At 62.0% G+C, this 18,232-nt stretch carries 19 protein-coding genes; 10 read left to right on the top strand and 9 right to left on the bottom strand.

Annotation, left to right across the window (positions count from 1 at the left end):
* Position 1 precedes the first annotated feature (1 nt).
* A complete protein-coding gene (locus EGN72_RS05415) occupies positions 2-802 on the bottom strand; it encodes an ABC transporter ATP-binding protein (RefSeq protein ID WP_127045638.1) in 801 nt (266 codons plus the stop codon).
* Positions 799-1,926, bottom strand: coding sequence for an ABC transporter permease (locus EGN72_RS05410; protein WP_199743705.1), 1,128 nt, complete (start codon positions 1,924-1,926; stop codon positions 799-801). Before EGN72_RS05410 ends, EGN72_RS05415 begins: the two co-directional genes overlap by 4 nt.
* Before the next feature lie 132 nt (positions 1,927-2,058).
* Between EGN72_RS05410 and EGN72_RS05405 the strand changes: the two genes are divergently transcribed.
* Positions 2,059-3,321 (top strand): glutamate-5-semialdehyde dehydrogenase, encoded by a 1,263-nt coding sequence (locus EGN72_RS05405; protein ID WP_127045636.1) that lies wholly within the window; start codon positions 2,059-2,061, stop codon positions 3,319-3,321.
* Between the two features lie 60 nt (positions 3,322-3,381).
* On the opposite strand, the gene EGN72_RS05400 is transcribed toward EGN72_RS05405, so the two are convergent.
* The 3 genes from EGN72_RS05400 to EGN72_RS05390 form a co-directional block, all read right to left on the bottom strand.
* Positions 3,382-3,897 carry a GNAT family N-acetyltransferase gene (locus EGN72_RS05400; protein WP_127045635.1) on the bottom strand — a complete coding sequence of 172 codons (516 nt, stop codon included), beginning with the start codon at positions 3,895-3,897 and terminating at the stop codon, positions 3,382-3,384.
* Positions 3,894-4,844 (bottom strand): ADP-ribosylglycohydrolase family protein, encoded by a 951-nt coding sequence (locus tag EGN72_RS05395; protein ID WP_127045634.1) that lies wholly within the window; start codon positions 4,842-4,844, stop codon positions 3,894-3,896. Before EGN72_RS05395 ends, EGN72_RS05400 begins: the two co-directional genes overlap by 4 nt.
* Positions 4,845-4,910: 66 nt before the next feature.
* Positions 4,911-5,501 carry a histidine phosphotransferase family protein gene (locus EGN72_RS05390; RefSeq protein ID WP_127045633.1) on the bottom strand — a complete coding sequence of 197 codons (591 nt, stop codon included), beginning with the start codon at positions 5,499-5,501 and terminating at the stop codon, positions 4,911-4,913.
* Positions 5,502-5,528: 27 nt separating this feature from the next.
* Between EGN72_RS05390 and EGN72_RS05385 the strand changes: the two genes are divergently transcribed.
* The 3 genes from EGN72_RS05385 to EGN72_RS05375 all read left to right on the top strand — a co-directional run bounded on the left by EGN72_RS05385 (position 5,529) and on the right by EGN72_RS05375 (position 7,462).
* Positions 5,529-5,714, top strand: coding sequence for a DUF3553 domain-containing protein (locus tag EGN72_RS05385; RefSeq protein ID WP_127045632.1), 186 nt, complete (start codon positions 5,529-5,531; stop codon positions 5,712-5,714).
* A 132-nt stretch (positions 5,715-5,846) separates the two neighbouring features.
* A complete protein-coding gene (locus EGN72_RS05380) occupies positions 5,847-6,632 on the top strand; it encodes a GNAT family N-acetyltransferase (RefSeq protein WP_127045631.1) in 786 nt (261 codons plus the stop codon).
* Positions 6,629-7,462, top strand: coding sequence for a 1-acyl-sn-glycerol-3-phosphate acyltransferase (locus tag EGN72_RS05375; RefSeq protein ID WP_127045630.1), 834 nt, complete (start codon positions 6,629-6,631; stop codon positions 7,460-7,462). The genes EGN72_RS05380 and EGN72_RS05375 overlap by 4 nt, the downstream gene beginning before the upstream one ends.
* Here the strand turns inward: EGN72_RS05375 and EGN72_RS05370 are convergent.
* Positions 7,459-8,079 carry a thiamine phosphate synthase gene (locus EGN72_RS05370; protein ID WP_127045629.1) on the bottom strand — a complete coding sequence of 207 codons (621 nt, stop codon included), beginning with the start codon at positions 8,077-8,079 and terminating at the stop codon, positions 7,459-7,461. The two genes, EGN72_RS05375 and EGN72_RS05370, sit on opposite strands and share 4 nt — an antisense overlap.
* Before the next feature lie 175 nt (positions 8,080-8,254).
* Here EGN72_RS05370 and EGN72_RS05365 point away from each other — a divergent pair, with 175 nt between their 5' ends.
* Positions 8,255-9,013 (top strand): RNA methyltransferase, encoded by a 759-nt coding sequence (locus tag EGN72_RS05365; RefSeq protein ID WP_127045628.1) that lies wholly within the window; start codon positions 8,255-8,257, stop codon positions 9,011-9,013.
* A gap of 134 nt (positions 9,014-9,147) precedes the next feature.
* On the opposite strand, the gene EGN72_RS05360 is transcribed toward EGN72_RS05365, so the two are convergent.
* Positions 9,148-9,957: a MipA/OmpV family protein gene (locus tag EGN72_RS05360; RefSeq protein WP_127045627.1), complete on the bottom strand. Its 810-nt coding sequence runs from the start codon at positions 9,955-9,957 to the stop codon at positions 9,148-9,150.
* A 232-nt stretch (positions 9,958-10,189) separates the two neighbouring features.
* Here EGN72_RS05360 and ctaA point away from each other — a divergent pair, with 232 nt between their 5' ends.
* The 3 genes from ctaA to EGN72_RS05345 are packed head-to-tail and all read left to right on the top strand — an operon-like array spanning position 10,190 to position 14,053.
* A complete protein-coding gene (gene ctaA, locus EGN72_RS05355) occupies positions 10,190-11,356 on the top strand; it encodes a heme A synthase (protein ID WP_127045626.1) in 1,167 nt (388 codons plus the stop codon).
* On the top strand, positions 11,353-12,837 hold the full coding sequence (locus EGN72_RS05350) for a carboxypeptidase M32 (protein ID WP_127045625.1): 1,485 nt from the start codon (positions 11,353-11,355) through the stop codon (positions 12,835-12,837). Before ctaA ends, EGN72_RS05350 begins: the two co-directional genes overlap by 4 nt.
* 40 nt (positions 12,838-12,877) lie before the next feature.
* A complete protein-coding gene (locus tag EGN72_RS05345) occupies positions 12,878-14,053 on the top strand; it encodes an MFS transporter (protein WP_127045624.1) in 1,176 nt (391 codons plus the stop codon).
* 81 nt (positions 14,054-14,134) lie between these two features.
* Here the strand turns inward: EGN72_RS05345 and EGN72_RS05340 are convergent, their stop codons facing one another.
* Complete coding sequence (locus EGN72_RS05340; RefSeq protein ID WP_127045623.1) at positions 14,135-14,929, bottom strand: enoyl-CoA hydratase; 795 nt, start codon at positions 14,927-14,929, stop codon at positions 14,135-14,137.
* A gap of 97 nt (positions 14,930-15,026) precedes the next feature.
* Here EGN72_RS05340 and EGN72_RS05335 point away from each other — a divergent pair, with 97 nt between their 5' ends.
* Positions 15,027-15,452 (top strand): PaaI family thioesterase, encoded by a 426-nt coding sequence (locus EGN72_RS05335; protein ID WP_127045622.1) that lies wholly within the window; start codon positions 15,027-15,029, stop codon positions 15,450-15,452.
* 6 nt (positions 15,453-15,458) lie between these two features.
* Here EGN72_RS05335 and EGN72_RS05330 read toward each other — a convergent pair whose 3' ends face one another.
* The gene (locus EGN72_RS05330) at positions 15,459-15,800 is read right to left on the bottom strand and encodes a polymer-forming cytoskeletal protein (protein ID WP_127045621.1); all 342 of its coding nucleotides are present in this window, start codon (positions 15,798-15,800) and stop codon (positions 15,459-15,461) included.
* 281 nt (positions 15,801-16,081) lie between these two features.
* Here EGN72_RS05330 and EGN72_RS05325 point away from each other — a divergent pair, with 281 nt between their 5' ends.
* The gene (locus tag EGN72_RS05325) at positions 16,082-17,734 is read left to right on the top strand and encodes an amidohydrolase (RefSeq protein ID WP_127045620.1); all 1,653 of its coding nucleotides are present in this window, start codon (positions 16,082-16,084) and stop codon (positions 17,732-17,734) included.
* Positions 17,735-18,232 lie beyond the last annotated feature (498 nt).

Raw genomic sequence — 18,232 nt, 5'->3', positions numbered from 1 at the left:
TCTAACCGTCTTTCTTCGCAGGTATGGCATCCATCGCGGCGCGGGCGCGGGGGCCGTGGAAATATTCATGCACCCACGGGTGTTCGACCGCCAGCATCTCTTTCATCGTGCCGGTGACCAGCACGCGTTTCTCGGCCAGAACGGCGATACGGTCACAGGTTGCGTGCAGCGTATCAAGATCATGCGTCACGAGAAAGACCGTCAGGCCCATGCTTTTGGAAAGCTGCCGGATCAGGATATCGAAATCGGCGGCACCAATCGGGTCCAACCCGGCGGTGGGTTCATCCAGAAACAAGATTTCGGGGTCCAGCGCCAGCGCGCGGGCAAGGCCGGCGCGTTTACGCATGCCGCCCGACAGTTCCGAGGGGAATTTATCGCCCGCCAGATAGGGCAACCCGGCCAGCGAGATTTTCAGGTCGGCCATCTGACTGCGCAGCTTTGGGCTTAGCCCTTCGACATGGCGCATCGGCACTTCGATATTCTCGCGCACATTGAGCGAGGAAAACAGCGCGCCATCCTGAAACATCACACCCCAGCGCTGCTCGAGCGCGGTGCGTTGATCATCGGAGGCGGTCAGAACATTGGTGCCCAGCACGTCAATTTCGCCCGCCGTCGGGATTTGCAGCCCGGAGATGGAGCGGAGCAGAACGGATTTCCCGGTGCCAGAGCCGCCGACAACGCCCAACACCTCGCCCCGGTAAACATCTAGATCAAGGTTTTCATGCACGACATGGCGGCCAAACTGGTTGCGCAGGCCCCTGATGCGGATGACGGTTTCGCGGCTTTGGTCTGCGTTTGTCATACGCCCACCTGTGCGAAAAAGATGGAAAAGATCGCATCGGTGACGATCACCGCGAAAATCGCCGTGACCACCGAGGCCGAGGTTTGCTGCCCAAGGCTTTCGGCATTGCTGCCCACCTGCATCCCGGCGTGACAGCCGACGATGCCGATGATCAGCGCAAAGAACGGGGCCTTGATGATGCCGACCAGCAAATGCCAGATGCCGGTATTTTCGATCAGGCGGGTCTGGAACATGCCGGGCGAGATGCCCAGATCAATCCATGACATCAGCCCGCCGCCGATCAGGCCCGACAGATTCGCGATCAGGCCAAGGATGGGCAGCATCAGCAGCAGGGCCAGAATACGCGGCACGAACAGCGCATCGGCCACGTCAATGCCCAAGGTGCGCATGGCGTCGATTTCCTCGCGCATTTTCATGGAGCCGATGGCCGCCGTGAAGGCCGAAGCCGTGCGCCCCGCGACGATGATCGCGGTCAGCAAAATCCCCAACTCGCGCAGGATGGACACGGCGATAAGATCGACCACAAACACCTCGGCCCCGAATTGCCGCAACTGGGTGGAGCCTTGGAAGGCCAGCACCACCCCGATCAGAAATGACATCAGCGCAACAATGGGCACCGCCTTGACGCCAACCTCTTGGCAGTGATGCACAAGGGCGGTGAAACGGAAATTGCTGGGCCGCACGACAGATCGCGCCAAACGGTGCAGAAACAGGCCAAGATAGCCCAGAAGCTGCAAGCCGAAATCAAAGGTCGCCGCGACCTTGCGGCCAGTCACCTCTACCCAATCGACCAGCGTTTTCCTTGTGGGGGGCACTGTATCAGGCTCGGGCATGGCCTTGGCCACGGTGGCCAGAAGTGTTTTGGAATCATCACTCAGCCCGGTCAGGGTGAAGGGCTGGTTCTTGGCCTTTGCAGCGGCTTCAGCGGTAACGATCGCCCAAGCCGCGCTGGTATCAAGGCGCGTTACCCCTGACAGGTCCAGCGTCACTGCGCCTTGGCAGTCTTGCAGCTTGGCGACCAGATCAGACAGCGCCGCCAGCGAAAACGCCCCGCGCAGGGCGATGCGGGTTTCGTCCTTGGTGGCGGACGTCTCGACAGTGGCGGGCAGCGGTTCTGTTGTCACGGTTTTGGCATACCTGATCTTTCAGCTTTCTGGTTATCATGCTGGGCAAAGCGGGGCCATTGCCTTTTCCCACCGATTGCAAAGCGGGGGCAAAAAGTCTAATCCGGTGGCAGTTTTACAAGAGGTGCTGGCATGGACGCGGTGAACATGACCGAAATGATGGCAGGCATTGGCCGGGCGGCGCGCGATGCAGCGGCGGAACTGGCCTATGCCAGTGCCGAGCGGAAACATGCCGCGCTGATCGGTGCCGCCGAGGCGGTCTGGGCCGCGCGGGCGGATATCATTGCAGCCAATGCCAAGGATATGGACTATGGCCGCGACAAGGGGCTGACCCCGGCAATGCTGGACCGTTTGCTGCTGGATGAAAACCGTATCCGTGGCATCGTTGATGCGTTGCGCACCATTGCCGAACAGCGCGATCCGGTGGGCGATGTGATTGCCGAATGGGATCGGCCCACGGGCCTGCATATTCAGCGGGTGCGCACGCCTTTGGGCGTTGTCGGTGTGATTTACGAATCCCGCCCCAACGTGACCGCGGATGCAGGTGCCTTGTGCCTGAAAGCAGGCAATGCGGTGATCTTGCGCGGCGGGTCCGAGAGTTTTCATTCCTCCAGCGCGATTCATGCCTGCATGGTCAAAGGCTGCGTGCAAGCGGGTTTGCCTGCGGCGGCGATCCAGCTTATTCCCACGCGCGACCGTGCGATGGTGGCCGAAATGCTGCGGGCGGTGGAGTATATTGACGTGATCGTGCCGCGCGGCGGCAAGGGCTTGGTGGGCCTTGTGCAGCGCGAGGCGCGGGTGCCGGTCTTTGCGCATCTGGAAGGGATTTGCCACGTCTATGCCGATGGCGATGCCGATGTGACCAAGGCGCGCGCGGTGGTGTTGAACGCCAAGACGCGGCGCACCGGGATTTGCGGCTCGGCGGAATGTTTGCTGATTGACCGCGCCTTTTGGGCAAAGCATGGCGCGGTGCTGATCGAGGATTTGCTGGCCGCCGGGGTCGAGGTGCGCGGCGCGGGCGAGATTGCGCAGGTTCCGGGCGTGGTGGCGGCCCAGCCGGATGATTTCGGGCGTGAGTTTCTGGATATGATCATCGCCGCCAAGATCGTGGACGGGGTGGACGGGGCGATTGCGCATATCCGCACCTATGGCTCGCAGCATACCGAGGCGATTTTGACTGAGAATGACGCCACCGCCGCGCGGTTCTTTCAACGGCTCGACAGTGCGATCCTGATGCGCAACGCCTCGACCCAGTTTGCCGATGGCGGGGAGTTTGGCATGGGCGGCGAGATCGGGATTGCGACGGGCAAGATGCATGCGCGCGGGCCTGTGGGGGCCGAGCAACTGACCAGTTTCAAATATCTGGTGACAGGCGATGGCACCTGCCGGAGTTGACTGCGGCAAAGCGCGGACGCCTCCGGCGGGGAGGTATTTGGGCCAAGATGAAATCAGCCGTCACAGCGGGCGTTCGAAGTAAAGGATGAAGTGATCCATCTGCGGCGACTCGGTGTGATAGGGGCTGCGTTCCTTGAACCCCAGCGACCGATAAAGTGCGATGGCGGCGGTGAGCGGGCGGGCTGTATCCAGCCTGATGGTGTGAAAGCCGTTGCTGCGCGCGTGATCCATCAAGGCAAGGCTGATCTGGCGGGCCAACCCCAAGCCGCGCGCGGCGGGGGTGACATAGAGCCGCTGCACCTCGGCAATGCCGGGGGCAAAGCTGCGGAGCATGCCGCAGGCCAAGGGCGTTTCGCCTTTCCACGCGATGAGCAAGGCGCCAAGCGGCGGGCGGTGTAGCTGTTCGAACTTGAGCAGCCATGCCTCTACCGCTTCGGGGCTGTATTTCTGGGTGATGGCATCGCGGTTTTCCGGCATTTCGGTGCAGAGCGCCTCAATATAGCCCAAGAAAAGCTGGCGCAGGGCGGGGAGATCTGCGGGGAAGCTGGCGGCGCGAAGGTCGGCGTAAGCGGTCATGCCTGAGCCGCCAACATCTGGCAGTTGCGCCACAGGGTGGCACCGTCATGCAGGTGAAGCAGGTAATCGGCCGGGATGCCAGATTCGCCGCCAAGCCCATGCGCCGCGCCCATCACCGCGCCGATGATGATGGCCCGTCCGGCACTGTCGCCGCCTGCGCGGATGTTTGTCTCTATCGCATCGGCATAAGCGTTTGCGCGGGCGAGGATGTGGAAGGCCAGCGGCACCCCCATCGGCAGATGGCAGGCGCGGCCCGTGATTTCGGCGTAGTCGACGGATGCCTGCGGTGCAGTCAGGGCCGCCGTCAGCGCAGCGCCGATCTCGCCGCCAGTGCCAGCCGCGACCGCGTGAAGCGCGTCGCGCACAGGATGGCCGCCCAGCACCATCGACAGCAAAGCGGCGACCACCATGCCATAATCCAGCGCGGCATCATTCACATTGGTGACGCGGATCGCGCGGGCAACGGTGGTGGACAGATCCTCGGCACCCAAGCCTGCCACAACAATCGCGGGCAGGCTCGCCACGGCGGGCAATTGGTCATCGTCGATGCCGGAAGGGTCTGTCTGGCCTGCGGCAAGGTTGTGCAAGGTGCCACGGGTGACCCGGTCGATATAGCCGCAATAGGCCCCGCCCGGCCCGAAATGCGCTGCATAAGCCTGTTGATAGCGTGGCGTATCCAACCTGCCATCACCCGCGATCAGGGTTCTGATGGCCAGATGCAGCACCTCGCCATATTGGGTCATGCCCCCTTTTGGCCGCAGGCCATGTGCGAAATAGGACGGAACACCATCAAAATGCCGTGGGTCCAGCGGGGTGAAGGCCGCATGACCTTGGGCCTGTGCCACAGCGGCGATGCGGGCGGGATCATAGATCCAATGCAGGCCAAGGGCGGCGGCATCGCCCACAAGCGCGCCCATCAGGCAGGCGGCGGCATTCTTCTGGGGCATGGTGAACCTTTATCGCGGCTTCTGTCAGCCAACGATACACGGCAACGACAGGCGGTCAATGCGGCCTCAGAAGCTGAGCTTGATTTCCGTGTCGGAGATTTGCACGCGCAGCCGCTGGTCTTGCACGCTCAGCTCTGCCGGGAGCAAGGCAAAATGGACCTGCGCGGGCGAAAGCTCTGGCCCCGGTTTGGACAGGCTGTCCCACAGGTCGGCATCAATGCGCAGCCGTTCGGCCTGCGCCACGATGTGCCATTTCGCCTCTTCCTGCGTTATGGTGATGCGGCCGCCGAAGGCGAGCGCGCTTTCACAGCACAGAATCGCCAGAAACGCGAGCTTTGCCTCGCGCCGCAGGGCATCGCCGGGGCGCTGCCAGTCGATGCTGATCCGCCCGCCTTGGGTGGTGTCGGCCAATGTCTTTGTCAGCTCTGGCCGCCCGATCCGCTGATCCCCGCCTGACAGCCCAAAGGCCACACGGAAAAACCGGATGCGCGCATTCGCCGCCGCCACGCTTTCCGCAATCAGCGCCAGTTCGGGCGAGGGCGTGTTGTTTTCCATCATCAGCAGTTCCACCCCATTGCCGATAGCGCCAATCGGGCTGATAAGGTCATGGCAGATGCGAGACCCGAGAAGGGCAGCGAGATCGGCGTGGTCTGTCATTTAGATATCCTGCTTGGGGGCAATAAGATGAATTCGATTCTAGAGCCGGGGATGATTGTGCGGCACCCGCAGCAGCCCGATTGGGGCCTTGGGCAAGTGCAATCGCGTATCGGTGACCGGATCACGGTGAACTTTGAACATCAGGGCAAGGTTACGATTGATGGCCGCGTCATAGGGTTGGAGCCGATTTTCGGCTTGGGAAACAAAGACTAGGGTGAACAAGGTTAATATTCAATTAAAGATTGAAGCCTGTGGCCGCAGCGCAAGTTTTGCCTGTGCGAGCCGCGGTTGCATCCTTTCGGATGCAGGCCTAATTAGAGCCTGAAACAAGGGTTTGGGAAGCAGATGCAAGCCGACGAAAGCCATTTCACGCTGAGGCTGGCGCAGGATGCCCGCGATCTGGCGGCGGCGCAGCGGCTTCGCTATGGCGTGTTTGTCGAGGAATTGGGCGCAGAAGGCCCCTTGGTCGATCACGACGCGCGGTTGGAGCGTGATGCCTTTGATCCGCTGTTTGACCATTTGCTGCTGATCGACAAACGCCGCGATGCCGCCGCGCTGGATGATGTGGTGGGGGTTTATCGGTTGCTGCCGGGGGCGCGATTGACCGCCGGGCAACGATTTTATTCCGAAGGGGAATTCGATCTGTCGGCGTTGCGGGCCACGGGGCGGCAGATGTTGGAATTAGGGCGGTCTTGCGTGCATCCAGACTATCGCGGGGGCACAGCAATGTTCCTTTTGTGGAATGCGTTGGCCGATTATGTGTTGGGCCGGGGCATCGAAATTCTGTTTGGCGCGGCAAGCTTTCATGGCACCGACACGGGCGCATTGGCACAGCCTTTGTCCTATCTGCACCACCATCACCTTGCGCCCGAGGGTCTGCGGGTGCGCGCCATTGGCCCCCATGCGCAGCGGATGGATTTGCTGCCCGAGGATCAGATTGACCGCAAAGCCGCGATGCTGGGCACCCCGGCCTTGATCAAGGCCTACTTGCGGCTGGGTGGTTTTGTCGGTGATGGCGCCTTTGTCGATCATGCGTTCAACACAACCGATGTATGCCTTGTGATGGATACGGCGCAAATGTCGGCGCGGCATCGTCGCTATTACCAGCGCAAGGAAAGCAAACCGGAATGAGCGATTGGCGCGAGGATAAGCCACGGCATGCGGCGATTGGTGGCTTGGGCTGGCTGCGGGTGATCCTGCGCATCATCCCTTTTTTCCTTGTGACCTATGGCGGGTTGATGCTGCTGCTTTTGGCCCGCGCGATAGAGGCCCCGCTATGCGGCAAGGCGCGGCCCGTTACCCCTTTCATCACCCAAACCGTGTGCCGCGCTGTGCTGCGCATCATGGGGTTGCGGCTGACCCTGCGCGGCACGCCGATGCAGGCGCGTGGGGCGGTGGTGGCCAACCATGCGTCATGGCTGGATATTTTTGTGCTGAACGCCTGTGACCGGGTGTATTTCGTGTCCAAGGCCGAGGTGGCGCAATGGCCGGGCATCGGCTGGTTGGCGCGGGCGACCGGAACCGTGTTTATCGCGCGCGACCCGGCAGAGGCAAAGGCCCAGCAAGCCCTGTTCGAGGAACGGCTGCGCGCGGGCCATCGGTTGCTGTTCTTTCCCGAAGGCACCAGCACCGACAGCTTGCGGGTTCTGCCCTTCAAATCAACGCTTTTCGCGGCTTTTTTCACGCATGGCATGGAACATGTGATGCATATTCAGCCCGTCTCGCTGCGCTATGTGGCGCCAGAGGGCGCGGACCCGCGGCTTTATGGCTGGTGGGGGGCGATGGATTTCGCGCCGCATTTGCTGCGGGTGCTGGCGCAACCCCTGCAAGGCCGCGTTGATGTGATCTTTCACAGCCCGGTGGCGGTGGATGATTTCAAGGGCCGCAAAGAACTGGCGGCCCATTGCGAAACGGTGATCCGCAACGGGTTTGACGCCACACCACCCGCCGTGCAGCCTTAGCCCAGCGGTGCGAGCAGGGTTTTCAGCGCGGCGGACGGGTTGTCTTGCCCCCAGATCTCGGTGCCGATGCCAAAGAAATCGGTGACAGGCCCGAATTTCGCGATCAATTCTACCGTCAGCGCGCCTTCGGCGACCACGGGAACCTCGATCATCTCGGTCCACCACTCAAAAACCTCAAAATCGGCGCTGTTGCCATCGCCAAGCGTGCTGGCCCCGACCGGACCGAACGAGACGTAATCGGCCCCGGCCTCGGCGGCATTCATGCCATCATGGCGGGTGGTGCCGCAGAAAGCGCCGATGATCGCATCTGCGCCCATTTCGGTGCGCAATTTGCGGATATTCTTGCGCGTGTCGGTCAGATGCACACCGTCAAGGCCAAGACGGTCGGCCAAAAGCACATGATCTTCCACCACAATCGCCACATCGCGGGCATGGGCCACTTCGCGCAGCGCATCGGCGGCCCGCGAAAGCTGGTCCTCATCGCGGGCGGCAAGGCTTAGGCGCAGGCAGGCAATCTCATGCGTGTCGAGCACGGATTTGAGCGTCTCGGCGAAAGGGTCGATTTCAAAGGCGGGCGGTGTGATGAGGTAGATCTGCGGGCGCTCTGCGTCAGACATGGGGGGCACTCCAATTGCGTTGAGGCGCTTTAGCGCAGATTCTCGGGCTTGGCTACTTGGCAGGCCGCGATTTTGTGAAACGCGGAATGGCCTGCGCCAATTGCGCAGCTTTACTTGTCAAGCGATGGGGGGGAGCGTATCAGGCGCGAAAATCCCCACAAGCAGGATAAAGACCATGACTGACGCCCCAATCCCCGTTGCTGATCAGGTGCCGCCCGTTTTCGTGCTGGTGCGCCCGCAGATGGGTGAAAATATCGGGGCGGCTGCGCGCGCGATGCTGAACTTCGGGTTGGAGCGGTTGCGCGTGGTCGATCCGCGCGATGGCTGGCCCAGCCCGAAAGCGGTGGCCATGGCCTCGGGCGCGGGGCGGCTGCTGGAAACGGCGGGGCCCTATGCCGATGTGCAGGCCGCGATTGGCGATTGCGACTATGTCTTTGCGACCACGGCGCGCGGGCGGGAGTTGACCAAGCCGGTTTTCACGCCCGAAGGGGCGATGGCCGAAGCGCGCGCCTTGGTGGCGGCGGGCAAGAAAGTGGGCGTGATGTTCGGGCCAGAGCGGGCAGGTTTGGAAAACGACGATGTCGTGTTGGCCAATGCGATTGTGACTGTGCCCGTCAACCCGGATTTCCCAAGCCTGAACCTTGCGCAATGCGTGTTGCTGATGGGGTATGAATGGCGGCGGCAGACCGAGGCCCCGGCCCCTGTGGTGATGGAGTTTAACCGCACGGATTTCGCCAGCCGGGTGGAAGTGGAAAAGCTGGGCGACCATTTTGAGGAAAAGCTGACGGATGCGGGCTTCTTTTTTCCGCCCGCAAAGGTGCCGGGAATGAAGCAAAGCCTGCGCAACATGTGGGCGCGGCTGGGGCTGACCAAGGCCGAAGTGGCAACCTTTCACGGCATGTTGCGCCAGATTGCGCGGCGGTGGAACGAATGAGCCCACGGGCGCGGCCCTTGTTCCGCGCAGCGCAGGGGGGCAGCAGTGCGTGGAGGATATTTTTGATCAGATAACGCCGGAAGGCATGAAAAAAGGGGCCGTTGCGGGCCCCTTTTAACATTATGTAGACTGGATCAGCCGCCGATAGAGAAGCGACGCGTCACGCCAAGGCGCAGGCTGACATTGTTGTCCTTGCCTTGCAGCACGATGGGCGAGGATTTTGCATCGCCGAGGTATTTGTCCCAACGCAGGGCGCCATCAAGCCCCCAGTTGTCGTCGATCTTGTAGGTTGCGCCCAATTCCAGCCCCGCGCTGAGCGCGCCACCTTTGGCGGTATAGGCGGGCAGCGTTGCGGTGGCAGCAGCCACGCCGAAATATGTGTTGGCGTAATCACTGTCACCAAAGAAGACGCGCGGACCGACGCGCAGGGTCAATTGCTCGGTCGGGTGCATCACGGCATTGGCGCCGATTTCACCAACCCAGGCGTGGTGGCCAATGGCCCCGTAGCGCACATCCGCGAAAGCTTCGAAGTTGCGCTGGGTATAGCCAAGGCCAAGCCCGATTTCGACAGAGGCTTTCACATCTGCCAGACCTGCCAGTTCGGGGCTGTCCTTGGCCGAACGCTTGGCAATATAGCGGAAAGAGCCGCGCGGGGCGAAGCCGTAGTTCTGCGCATTCGGATCGGCCGAGCCGATGGAGCGGCCACCCGGCAGGCGCAGATATTCAAGGCTGAAGCTGAAATCCGGTCCGGCTTTCAGGTCTTTGGCTCCGAAATATTCCGGTGCAGCGCCGACACCTGCGCGCAGTTTGAACACCAGCGCCGGGCTTTTCGCCAGCGGCATCGGGGCCGGCACCTGAGTGTCCGCGGCGGTATCCAAGCTACCTGCAACAGCGGCAAACGGGGCGGTTGCAAACAGGGCGGCGACGAGCAGAGCTTTTTTCATGATCAGTCCATTCTTATCTGGCAGAAAATCAGTTGCCATCTTTTACCCTGTCTGCACTGCGAGCGACAGAGATGGGCCAATCACGATTTGTGGCGTTGTAAAAATGGCGCATGTGGCTGTTGACCAGCCGCGTCCGGGGCTGGTGTTTCCCCTGCGGCATAGATGCCGGGGGGCCTTGAAGCTGGCAAAGGCGCGGCCTAGTCTTTGCCGCGATGATATCGGAGGCGCTGCAATGGCCGGAAAACGTAGTATTTTTGAGGATGTTGGTGAGGTTGCAAAGCCTGTCTCGCCTAAGGGCGGGATGATTGCGCGCAAAGACGGCGGCGCGCGGGGGGGCATTCGGCTGTGGCTGATGCTGTTGTTCGGGTTGGTGATGGCGATGATCGTGGTCGGCGGATTGACCCGTTTGACCGATAGCGGCCTGTCGATCACGGAATGGCGACCCGTCACCGGCGCTTTGCCGCCGATGAGCGAGGCAGCCTGGGCCGTGGAGTTTGAGAAATACCGCGCGATCCCCGAGTATCAATTGCAAAACAAAGGCATGAGCCTTTCAGAGTTCCAGTTCATCTATTGGTGGGAATGGGGGCATCGCCAGCTTGGCCGCGTGATCGGGATTGTCTGGGCGGTTGGGTTTCTTGGCTTTCTGGCGGCGCGGAAAATTCCCGTGGGTTGGACGGGGCGCTTGTTCTGGATCGGCGCTTTGGGTGGTTTGCAAGGTGCGATTGGTTGGTGGATGGTGTCATCCGGGCTTGGAGGAGAGCGGGTCGATGTGGCCTCTTACCGCTTGGCAACGCATCTGGGGTTGGCCTTTATCATCCTTGGCTTTATCGCGTGGTATGTTTTCCTGCTGGGCCGGACCGAGGCCGACCTGCTGCAAGCCCGCCGCGCGCGGGAGGGTAAGCTGTTCGGGTTGTCGACGGGCCTGCTGCATTTCGCTTTTCTGCAAATCCTGCTTGGCGCTTTGGTCGCAGGCATTGACGCGGGGCGCGGCTTTCCAACATGGCCCGATATGAACGGACAGTTCTTTCCGGCGGATGCGTTTTATGTGCCGGATGGGGCCGGGGGCAGCTTGCCTGTCTGGCATGCCTTCTTTGAAAACCCCGGTCTGGTGCAATTCATTCACCGGATGGCAGGCTATGCCCTGTTCGCCTTTGGCATCATGGTGTGGCTGAAGGGGCGCAAATCGGCGCATCGTAGCACGCGGCAGGCTTTTGACTGGGTGATGACCATGCTGTTTGGTCAGGTGGTTCTGGGCATTGCGGCGGTGTTGACGGCGGCGCAACTGCATACGGCGATTGCGCATCAGATCGGTGCTGTGATCTTGTGGGTGCTGATCCTGCGGGCGCGGCATTTGTCACAATACCCGCGGCAAGGGTCCATCCGGAAAGGGACGGCATGAATATTCGGGCAGACGCGTTTGAGGCCTTGATGGCCTTCCAGCGCCGGACAGAGGCTTTGGGGCAAATCTCGGGGCGGTTGGAATGGGATCAGGAAACCACGATGCCGCGCGGCGCTGCGGTGCAACGCGCCGAGGAGCGGGCAGCGCTGGAAGGCGTTTTGCACGCCCGCCGCACCGATCCGCGCATTGAGGCGTGGCTGGACGAGGCCGAGGCGAAGGATGACGTGGCCAAGGCCCAATTGCGCCATATCCGCCGCAGCTTCACCCGCGCCTCGCGTATTCCCGCTGATCTGGCCGAGGCGGTCGCCCGTGCCACCTCGACCGCGCAAGGGGTTTGGGCCGATGCCCGCGCCAGCAATGATGTGGCGGCCTTTCTGCCCAATCTGAAAGAGGTGATCGACCTGCGGCGCCAAGAGGGGCAATGCCTTGCGCAAGGCAATGATGCCTATGACGCGCTGGTTGACGATTATGAACCGGGGGCCACCGCTGCCAGCCTTGGCGCGATGTTTGACCGGATGCGCCCGCGTCTGGTGGAATTGCGCGGCGCGGTGCTGGAGGCGCCGCATCAGCCCGAGCCGCTGGAAGGCCGGTTCAGCACCGAAGGCCAGATGCGCATTGCCCGCAGCCTTGCGACCGCCTTCGGCTATGACTGGGACAAGGGGCGGCTGGACCTGTCGGTGCATCCTTTCTCGGCAGGGTCGGGGGCGGATGTGCGCATCACCACGCGGGTCGAGGAAAGCGATCCGTTCAACTGCTTTTATTCCACCATCCATGAGGTCGGCCACGCCTGCTATGAACAAGGGATCGACCCGGACTATGGGCTGACGCCCTTGGGGCAGGGTGTGTCCATGGGCGTGCATGAAAGCCAAAGCCGGATTTATGAAAACCAGCTTGGCCGCAGCCGCGCCTTTACCGGCTGGCTGCTAGGCCAGATGCGCAGGCAATTCCCTGATTTCACCCAGCGCGATGCCGAGGCGTTTTACGGCACCGTCAACAAGGTGCGCGCGGGCTATATCCGCACCGAGGCCGATGAGGTGCAATATAACCTGCATGTCATGCTGCGCTTTGATCTGGAGCGTGCGCTGATTTCCGGCGATCTGGCCGTGGCCGATCTGGAAGCCGCGTGGAATGACAGGTTCCGCGCCGATTTCGGCTTTCCGGTGGACAAGCCGTCGAACGGGGTCTTGCAGGATGTGCATTGGTCTATCGGGTTGTTCGGCTATTTTCCGACCTATTCGCTGGGCAATCTTTATGCGGGCTGTCTGCATGAGGCGCTGCGCAAGGCAGTCCCGGATCTGGATGCGCAACTGGCCGAAGGCGATACCGCAGCGGCAACGGGCTGGCTGCGCAACAATGTGCAGCGCCACGGCGGGCTTTACACGCCGCAAGAGGTGATCTCCCGCGCCTGTGGGTTTGAGCCGCATGAAGGGCCGTTGCTGGATTATCTGGAAACGAAATTCCGCGCGATCTACCGGCTGTGACAGGCTGGGCTGAGATAGGCCCGGCCATGCGGGGCGGCGAGTGAAACGCCCGGCGGGCCTTGGGGTCTGGATGCTCGCCACCGGGCAGACGCTGGGGTATGCCTGCCTGTTCTACAGCTTTGCCGCGCTGATCCTGTCGATGGAGGCGGATCTGGGCTGGGATAAGCGCCTGTTCGCGCTGGGCCCGATGGTCGCGATTGGCGTTTCGGCCCTGCTGGCGCCGCTGATGGGGCGGCTGGTGGATGATGGCCGCGGGCAGGCGCTGCTGGTTGGTGGCGCGGTTTTGGGCGGGGCGGCCCTGATGGGCCTTGCCCAAGTGCGCGCGCCGCTTCCCTATCTGGTGCTTTGGGCGGTGATCGGGGCCGCGCAATCGGCCTGCCTCTATGAGGCGGCCTTTGCCTATCTGGTGCGCCGCTATGGGGTCGAGGCCCGCGCGCGGATCATCCGGGTCACGCTGGTTGCGGGGCTGGCCTCTACCCTTGCCTTCCCCGCAGGGGCCGCCTTGGCCGAGGCGTTTGGCTGGCGCGTGGCGGTGATGGTCGCCGCCGCTGTGATGCTTTGTATCACCGCGCCCTTGCATTGGTTTGCCTGCCAGAGCATCCGCGCCGAAACCGCGCTGGAGGTGGAGGTGGCAGGCAGCAAAGGGTTTGTTGCGGAGGCCCTGCGCCGCCCGGTGTTCTGGGGGCTGGCGGGCCTGTTCGGCCTTGTCGGGCTGAACCATTGGATATTGATCAGCTTTCTGGTGCCTTTGTTGGTGGCCATGGGGGTGAGCCATGGTTGGGCGGTTCTGGCCGCGTCCCTCGTCGGGCCCGCGCAAACCTTGGGGCGCTTTGTGCTGATGCAGGTAGAGGCGCGCGTGGGCACGGGCCGGGTTCTGGCCATCACCATCGCGATGATGCTTGCGGCCTCTGGCGCATTGGCCGCCGTGGGCGCCGCACCTGTGTTGATCTTTGGCTTTGCGGCGTTGCAGGGGGGCGCGATGGGTATCATGACGATCCTGCGTCCGGCACTGGTGGCCGAAAGCCTTGGCCGCGCCCATTTCGGTGCCATCAGCGGGATGCTCTCTATTTCCTCGCTCGGAGCCTCTGCCATCGCGCCTTTGGTCGCTGCGGCCCTGTTCGAAGGGGCCGGGCCGATGGGCATGATCGCGGCCAGCTTTGCCATGGCCTGCGCGGCGATGCTGCTGTCGCGTTGGTTGGTTGCACAAAGCCCGTAAAGCCAGCGATGCTGCGGGGCGCATGTGCTGCCCCCTGCTTTCTTTCCGGATCAAATATCCATCGCGCTTTGCCAGACGCCGCTACTTGTGCCAATCAGGGCGGCGCTTTTCCAAAAACGCGCTGATTCCTTCATCGGTATCGCGCAGCAGCATGTTTTCCACCATCACCGCCGCCGTATGGGCATAGGCATCGGCCAGCGACAGTTGCGCCTGATCGTAAAAGGCGCGTTTTCCGATGCGGACGGCAGCACCCAGCTTGCCCGCCACGGTGCGGGCAAGCGCAAGGGCTTCATCCTCCAGCGCCTCTGGTGCGACCACGCGGTTCACCAGCCCGATCTCTCGCGCGCGGGTGGCATCGACAAACTCGCCCGTCACCAGCATTTCAAACGCCTGTTTGGCATGCACATTGCGGGTCAGTGCCACCATGGGGGTGGAACAGAACAGGCCGATATTCACCCCGTTCACACCAAAACGCGTGCCTTCGGCCGCGACAGCCATGTCACAGGTCGCGACCAACTGGCAGCCTGCGGCGGTGGCGATGCCATGGGCCTGCGCGATCACCGGTTGCGGCAGGGTGGTGATGGCCTGCATCACTTGGGCACAACGGTCGAACAGATCCGCGAAATAGGCCGCCCCTTTGTCCGGTGCCTGCCGCCCGGCTTGCATTTCCTTCAGGTCATGGCCTGCGCAAAACACCTTTCCCGCCCCGCGCAGGATGATGACCTTGGTGTCTTTGTCCTGCGCAAAGGCTTTGAGCGTTTCGGACAGGGCCGCAAGCATGGCATCCGACAGTGCATTCAGGCTGCCGGGGCTGTTCAGCGTCAGTCGCGCGATGCCACCACCGAGGTCTTCGCGCAACAGAATGGGGTCTGTCATCTTGTCATGTCTTTCGTTTTGCTATGCAGTCGGGGCAAGTTTAGCCAAAGGGCGACAAAGGAAAAGGCTTTTCCCGAACAGGAGCGTAAAAGGGTTTATGGCGATTGTGATGGATCAGGCGGCGCTGACCGCCTTTTTGGCGCGTGAATTCATGCAGGTGGCCGAGGATTTCACCGTCACCCATGTGGATGACGATATGCTGGAGGTGCGGCTGAACGTGGACGCCCGGCATTTGCGCCCCGGTGGCACCGTCTCGGGGCCTTCCATGTTCGCGCTGGCGGATGTGGCAATGTATCTGGCCATTCTGGCGCGGATCGGGCCTGTGGCCTTGGCTGTGACCACCAATTGCAGCATTGATTTCATGCGCAAACCCGAAGCGGGTCGTGCTTTGCTGGCGCAAGCGCGCCTGCACAAGCTGGGCCGGGTTCTGGCCGTGGGCGATGTGCTGATCCGCTCTGACGGGGCAGCGGACGTGGTGGCCCGCGCCAGCCTGACCTATTCGATCCCACCTGCGCAGCGGTGACGCCGCTCAGGCCTTCTTCATCTTGAAATTGCCTTCGACCTGCGCACCGCTTTCGATGGACAGGGTTGTATAGGTGACATCGGCCGTCACCTGCGCCGCCGACCGCAGGGTCAGCGCAGCACTGTCGATCTTGCCATTCAGCTTGCCGCGCAGATCAATCGTTTTCGCACCGATGGTTCCCTTGATCGCGCCTTCATGGCTGACGACAAGCGTGTCTGCGGTGACAGAGCCATCCACCTCGCCCATCACTTCGACACTGCCTTTGGACACGATATCGCCAGTGATCTTGAGGTCAGAGGCGAGAACCGATTTTCCAGCACTGCTGCCGGGGCTGGATGGATTGGACATGTGGTCATTCCCTATTAAGCCGGGCGCGCGCCGGAGACTGTCATTTCCAGTGATAGAGAACGAAGGGCGGGCAGGGGTCAACCCTGCCATGCGCGCAATGCTCGGATTTCCGCCAAAACGTTGCCCAAATTCCTGCTCCACGCGCCTTGAAGGCCCGGTTCAGCCCGATACCGGCAGGGGGGCACCTAATGGCTTGACCGAACGGGCGCGCGCGCCTCTATATTTCAACGAAGTCGAGGAAGCGGAAAACGGCGCGGCGGCTGCGCGCCATAAGGGGCAGGATGCAGGCAGAGATCATCATCACCAACGCGCGGGTTCTGACGATGGACCCCGCAAACCCCGTGGCTGAGGCTGTTGCTTTGGGTGGGGGCCTTGTGCTGGCTGTCGGGTCGCGCGCAGGGGTAGAGGCCATGGCCGGCCCGCAAACCCAAATCGTGGATGCGGCAGGCTGCACGCTGCTGCCCGGCTTTGTCGAAAGTCATTTGCATCTGGTTCTGGGCGGGGCGGAACTGGCGCATCTTCAGGTCGGTGGCCTTTATGGGCTGCCAGCGCTGCGGCAGGCTTTTGCAGATTTCGCTGCGAAAAACCCGCAGGCACCGCTGTTGATGGCGCAAGGGGCAAGCTATGCGATGCTTGATCATCCGCTGACCCGCACCGATCTTGACGCCATTCTGCCGGATCGCCCCATCGCGATCACCGCCGCCGATCATCACACCGTCTGGGCCAATACCGCCGCGCTGAAAGCCGCAGGCATCCTGAGCGGGATGGATTGCCCACATGGGCATGAGGTGGTGATGGGCCCCGACGGCCTCGCCACGGGCGAGTTGCGCGAATTCGAAGCCTTTGCCCCCGTGATCGCCTTGGGCGGCGAGGCGCGGCTGAACCTTGGCATCGCCACGGGGGAGGAGCCTTGCCCATGGCCCTCGGAAGCTGAACTGGCGATTGACCGCGCCAAGGTCGCTGCCGGGCTGCGCCATTGTGCGGCGCATGGCATCACCTCTATCGTCAATATGGATGGCAACCGCTTCACGTTGGAGCTGCTGGCCGGGTTGCGCCGCGAAGGCAAGCTGACGGCCCGCGTCAAGGTGCCCTTCCATTTCAAGCCCCATATGGACCTGGGCGCGCTGGACCGGGCCGAGGCGATGACGCGCGACTATCATGACGACTGGCTGCAAAGCGGTTTTGTGAAAATGTTCATGGATGGCGTGATCGACAGCCGCACGGCTTATATGCTGCAAGACTATCCGGGGCAGGTGGGGCATCGGTCGGAGCCGCTGTTCCCGGCGTCCCGCTTCGCGGAAGTGGCGACCGAGATTGACCGGCGCGGATTGCAGATTGCCGTGCATGCGATTGGCGATGGTGCCGTGCGCAATACGATCGACGGCTATGAAGCCGCAGCCCGTGCCAATGGCCTGCGCGACATGCGCCACCGTATCGAACATATAGAACTGATTGATCCGGCGGATGTGCCGCGCCTCGGGGCCTTGGGCATTATTGCCAGTCTGCAACCACCCCATGCCCCCGGCGCGATGGATTTTGCGATGCAGCCCACGATGGATGTGATCGGCGCGGCGCGTTGGCGCGATGCCTATCTGTGCCGCAGTCTGGTCGCGCAGGGGGCCAAGCTGGCGTTTGCCAGCGATTGGCCGGTGACAGATGTGTCGGTGATGCGCGGGCTTGCGGCGTCACAAACCCGCCCGGCCTATGCCGGGGGCGTGGATGAGCGCGTGTCGCTGCATGACAGCCTGCACGCCTATACCTATGGTGGTGCCTATGCTGCGCACCGCGAGCAGGTCACGGGCTGCCTGAAGGTTGGTATGGCTGCAGATTTGGTGATGCTGTCTGGTGATATCGAGGCCGCAACCCCCGAACAGATCGGGGATATGGGAATCGCACTGACGATTTGCGGGGGGCAAATCACCTATTCGGCCTGAGCCGCGCACTTCAGGGGCCGAGTCACCCGTGATTCCCGTGGCGAGCAGGGCCGATTCAGCCGAATCCCGATGTAGATTCGGGAGTGAATCGCCAAATCTGACGCTTTGGTCAGGCTTTCCCTTGGGTCACTTCTGCCCAAGCTTTCAGCAGGCAGCAGAATTTTCCCCAATAAACATTGGGCGAAACAGAAAAATGACAAAAGAGGTGATTTTTCCTCTTGCGGCTCCCGGCGCATGAACCTAAAAGCTGCCTCACCGAAGACGAACAGACGGTCGGAAACGACGGAACGGGACGCGGAAGGGAGTGGCGAAAGCCGCGAAATAGAATTCTGGATATAAGGCGTTTGGTTCGCTGATAGTTATCAGCGCTCCAAGTTATTTGTGTCCCTGCTCTTTGACATTGATGATATCTGAAGAGATATGTGGGCGGTTTGGACGTTTCGACGTTTTATCCGACGCATATCGGCCTAGTAGAGAAGCTGACGTAAGTTGGTGGAT

Origin of the sequence: Pseudorhodobacter sp. E13 (assembly GCF_003991405.1) — a bacterium.
Taxonomy (GTDB): domain Bacteria; phylum Pseudomonadota; class Alphaproteobacteria; order Rhodobacterales; family Rhodobacteraceae; genus Pseudorhodobacter.
This window is presented reverse-complemented; position numbering and strand designations above follow the sequence as displayed.

Coding starts and splice junctions, on each gene's coding strand:
- EGN72_RS05415 (WP_127045638.1), bottom strand. CDS start 802: ATGACAAACGCAGACCAAAGCCGCGAAACCGTCATCCGCATCAGGGGC.
- EGN72_RS05405 (WP_127045636.1), top strand. CDS start 2,059: ATGGACGCGGTGAACATGACCGAAATGATGGCAGGCATTGGCCGGGCG.
- EGN72_RS05400 (WP_127045635.1), bottom strand. CDS start 3,897: ATGACCGCTTACGCCGACCTTCGCGCCGCCAGCTTCCCCGCAGATCTC.
- EGN72_RS05395 (WP_127045634.1), bottom strand. CDS start 4,844: ATGCCCCAGAAGAATGCCGCCGCCTGCCTGATGGGCGCGCTTGTGGGC.
- EGN72_RS05390 (WP_127045633.1), bottom strand. CDS start 5,501: ATGACAGACCACGCCGATCTCGCTGCCCTTCTCGGGTCTCGCATCTGC.
- EGN72_RS05385 (WP_127045632.1), top strand. CDS start 5,529: ATGAATTCGATTCTAGAGCCGGGGATGATTGTGCGGCACCCGCAGCAG.
- EGN72_RS05380 (WP_127045631.1), top strand. CDS start 5,847: ATGCAAGCCGACGAAAGCCATTTCACGCTGAGGCTGGCGCAGGATGCC.
- EGN72_RS05375 (WP_127045630.1), top strand. CDS start 6,629: ATGAGCGATTGGCGCGAGGATAAGCCACGGCATGCGGCGATTGGTGGC.
- EGN72_RS05370 (WP_127045629.1), bottom strand. CDS start 8,079: ATGTCTGACGCAGAGCGCCCGCAGATCTACCTCATCACACCGCCCGCC.
- EGN72_RS05365 (WP_127045628.1), top strand. CDS start 8,255: ATGACTGACGCCCCAATCCCCGTTGCTGATCAGGTGCCGCCCGTTTTC.
- EGN72_RS05360 (WP_127045627.1), bottom strand. CDS start 9,957: ATGAAAAAAGCTCTGCTCGTCGCCGCCCTGTTTGCAACCGCCCCGTTT.
- ctaA (WP_127045626.1), top strand. CDS start 10,190: ATGGCCGGAAAACGTAGTATTTTTGAGGATGTTGGTGAGGTTGCAAAG.
- EGN72_RS05350 (WP_127045625.1), top strand. CDS start 11,353: ATGAATATTCGGGCAGACGCGTTTGAGGCCTTGATGGCCTTCCAGCGC.
- EGN72_RS05340 (WP_127045623.1), bottom strand. CDS start 14,929: ATGACAGACCCCATTCTGTTGCGCGAAGACCTCGGTGGTGGCATCGCG.
- EGN72_RS05335 (WP_127045622.1), top strand. CDS start 15,027: ATGGCGATTGTGATGGATCAGGCGGCGCTGACCGCCTTTTTGGCGCGT.
- EGN72_RS05330 (WP_127045621.1), bottom strand. CDS start 15,800: ATGTCCAATCCATCCAGCCCCGGCAGCAGTGCTGGAAAATCGGTTCTC.
- EGN72_RS05325 (WP_127045620.1), top strand. CDS start 16,082: ATGCAGGCAGAGATCATCATCACCAACGCGCGGGTTCTGACGATGGAC.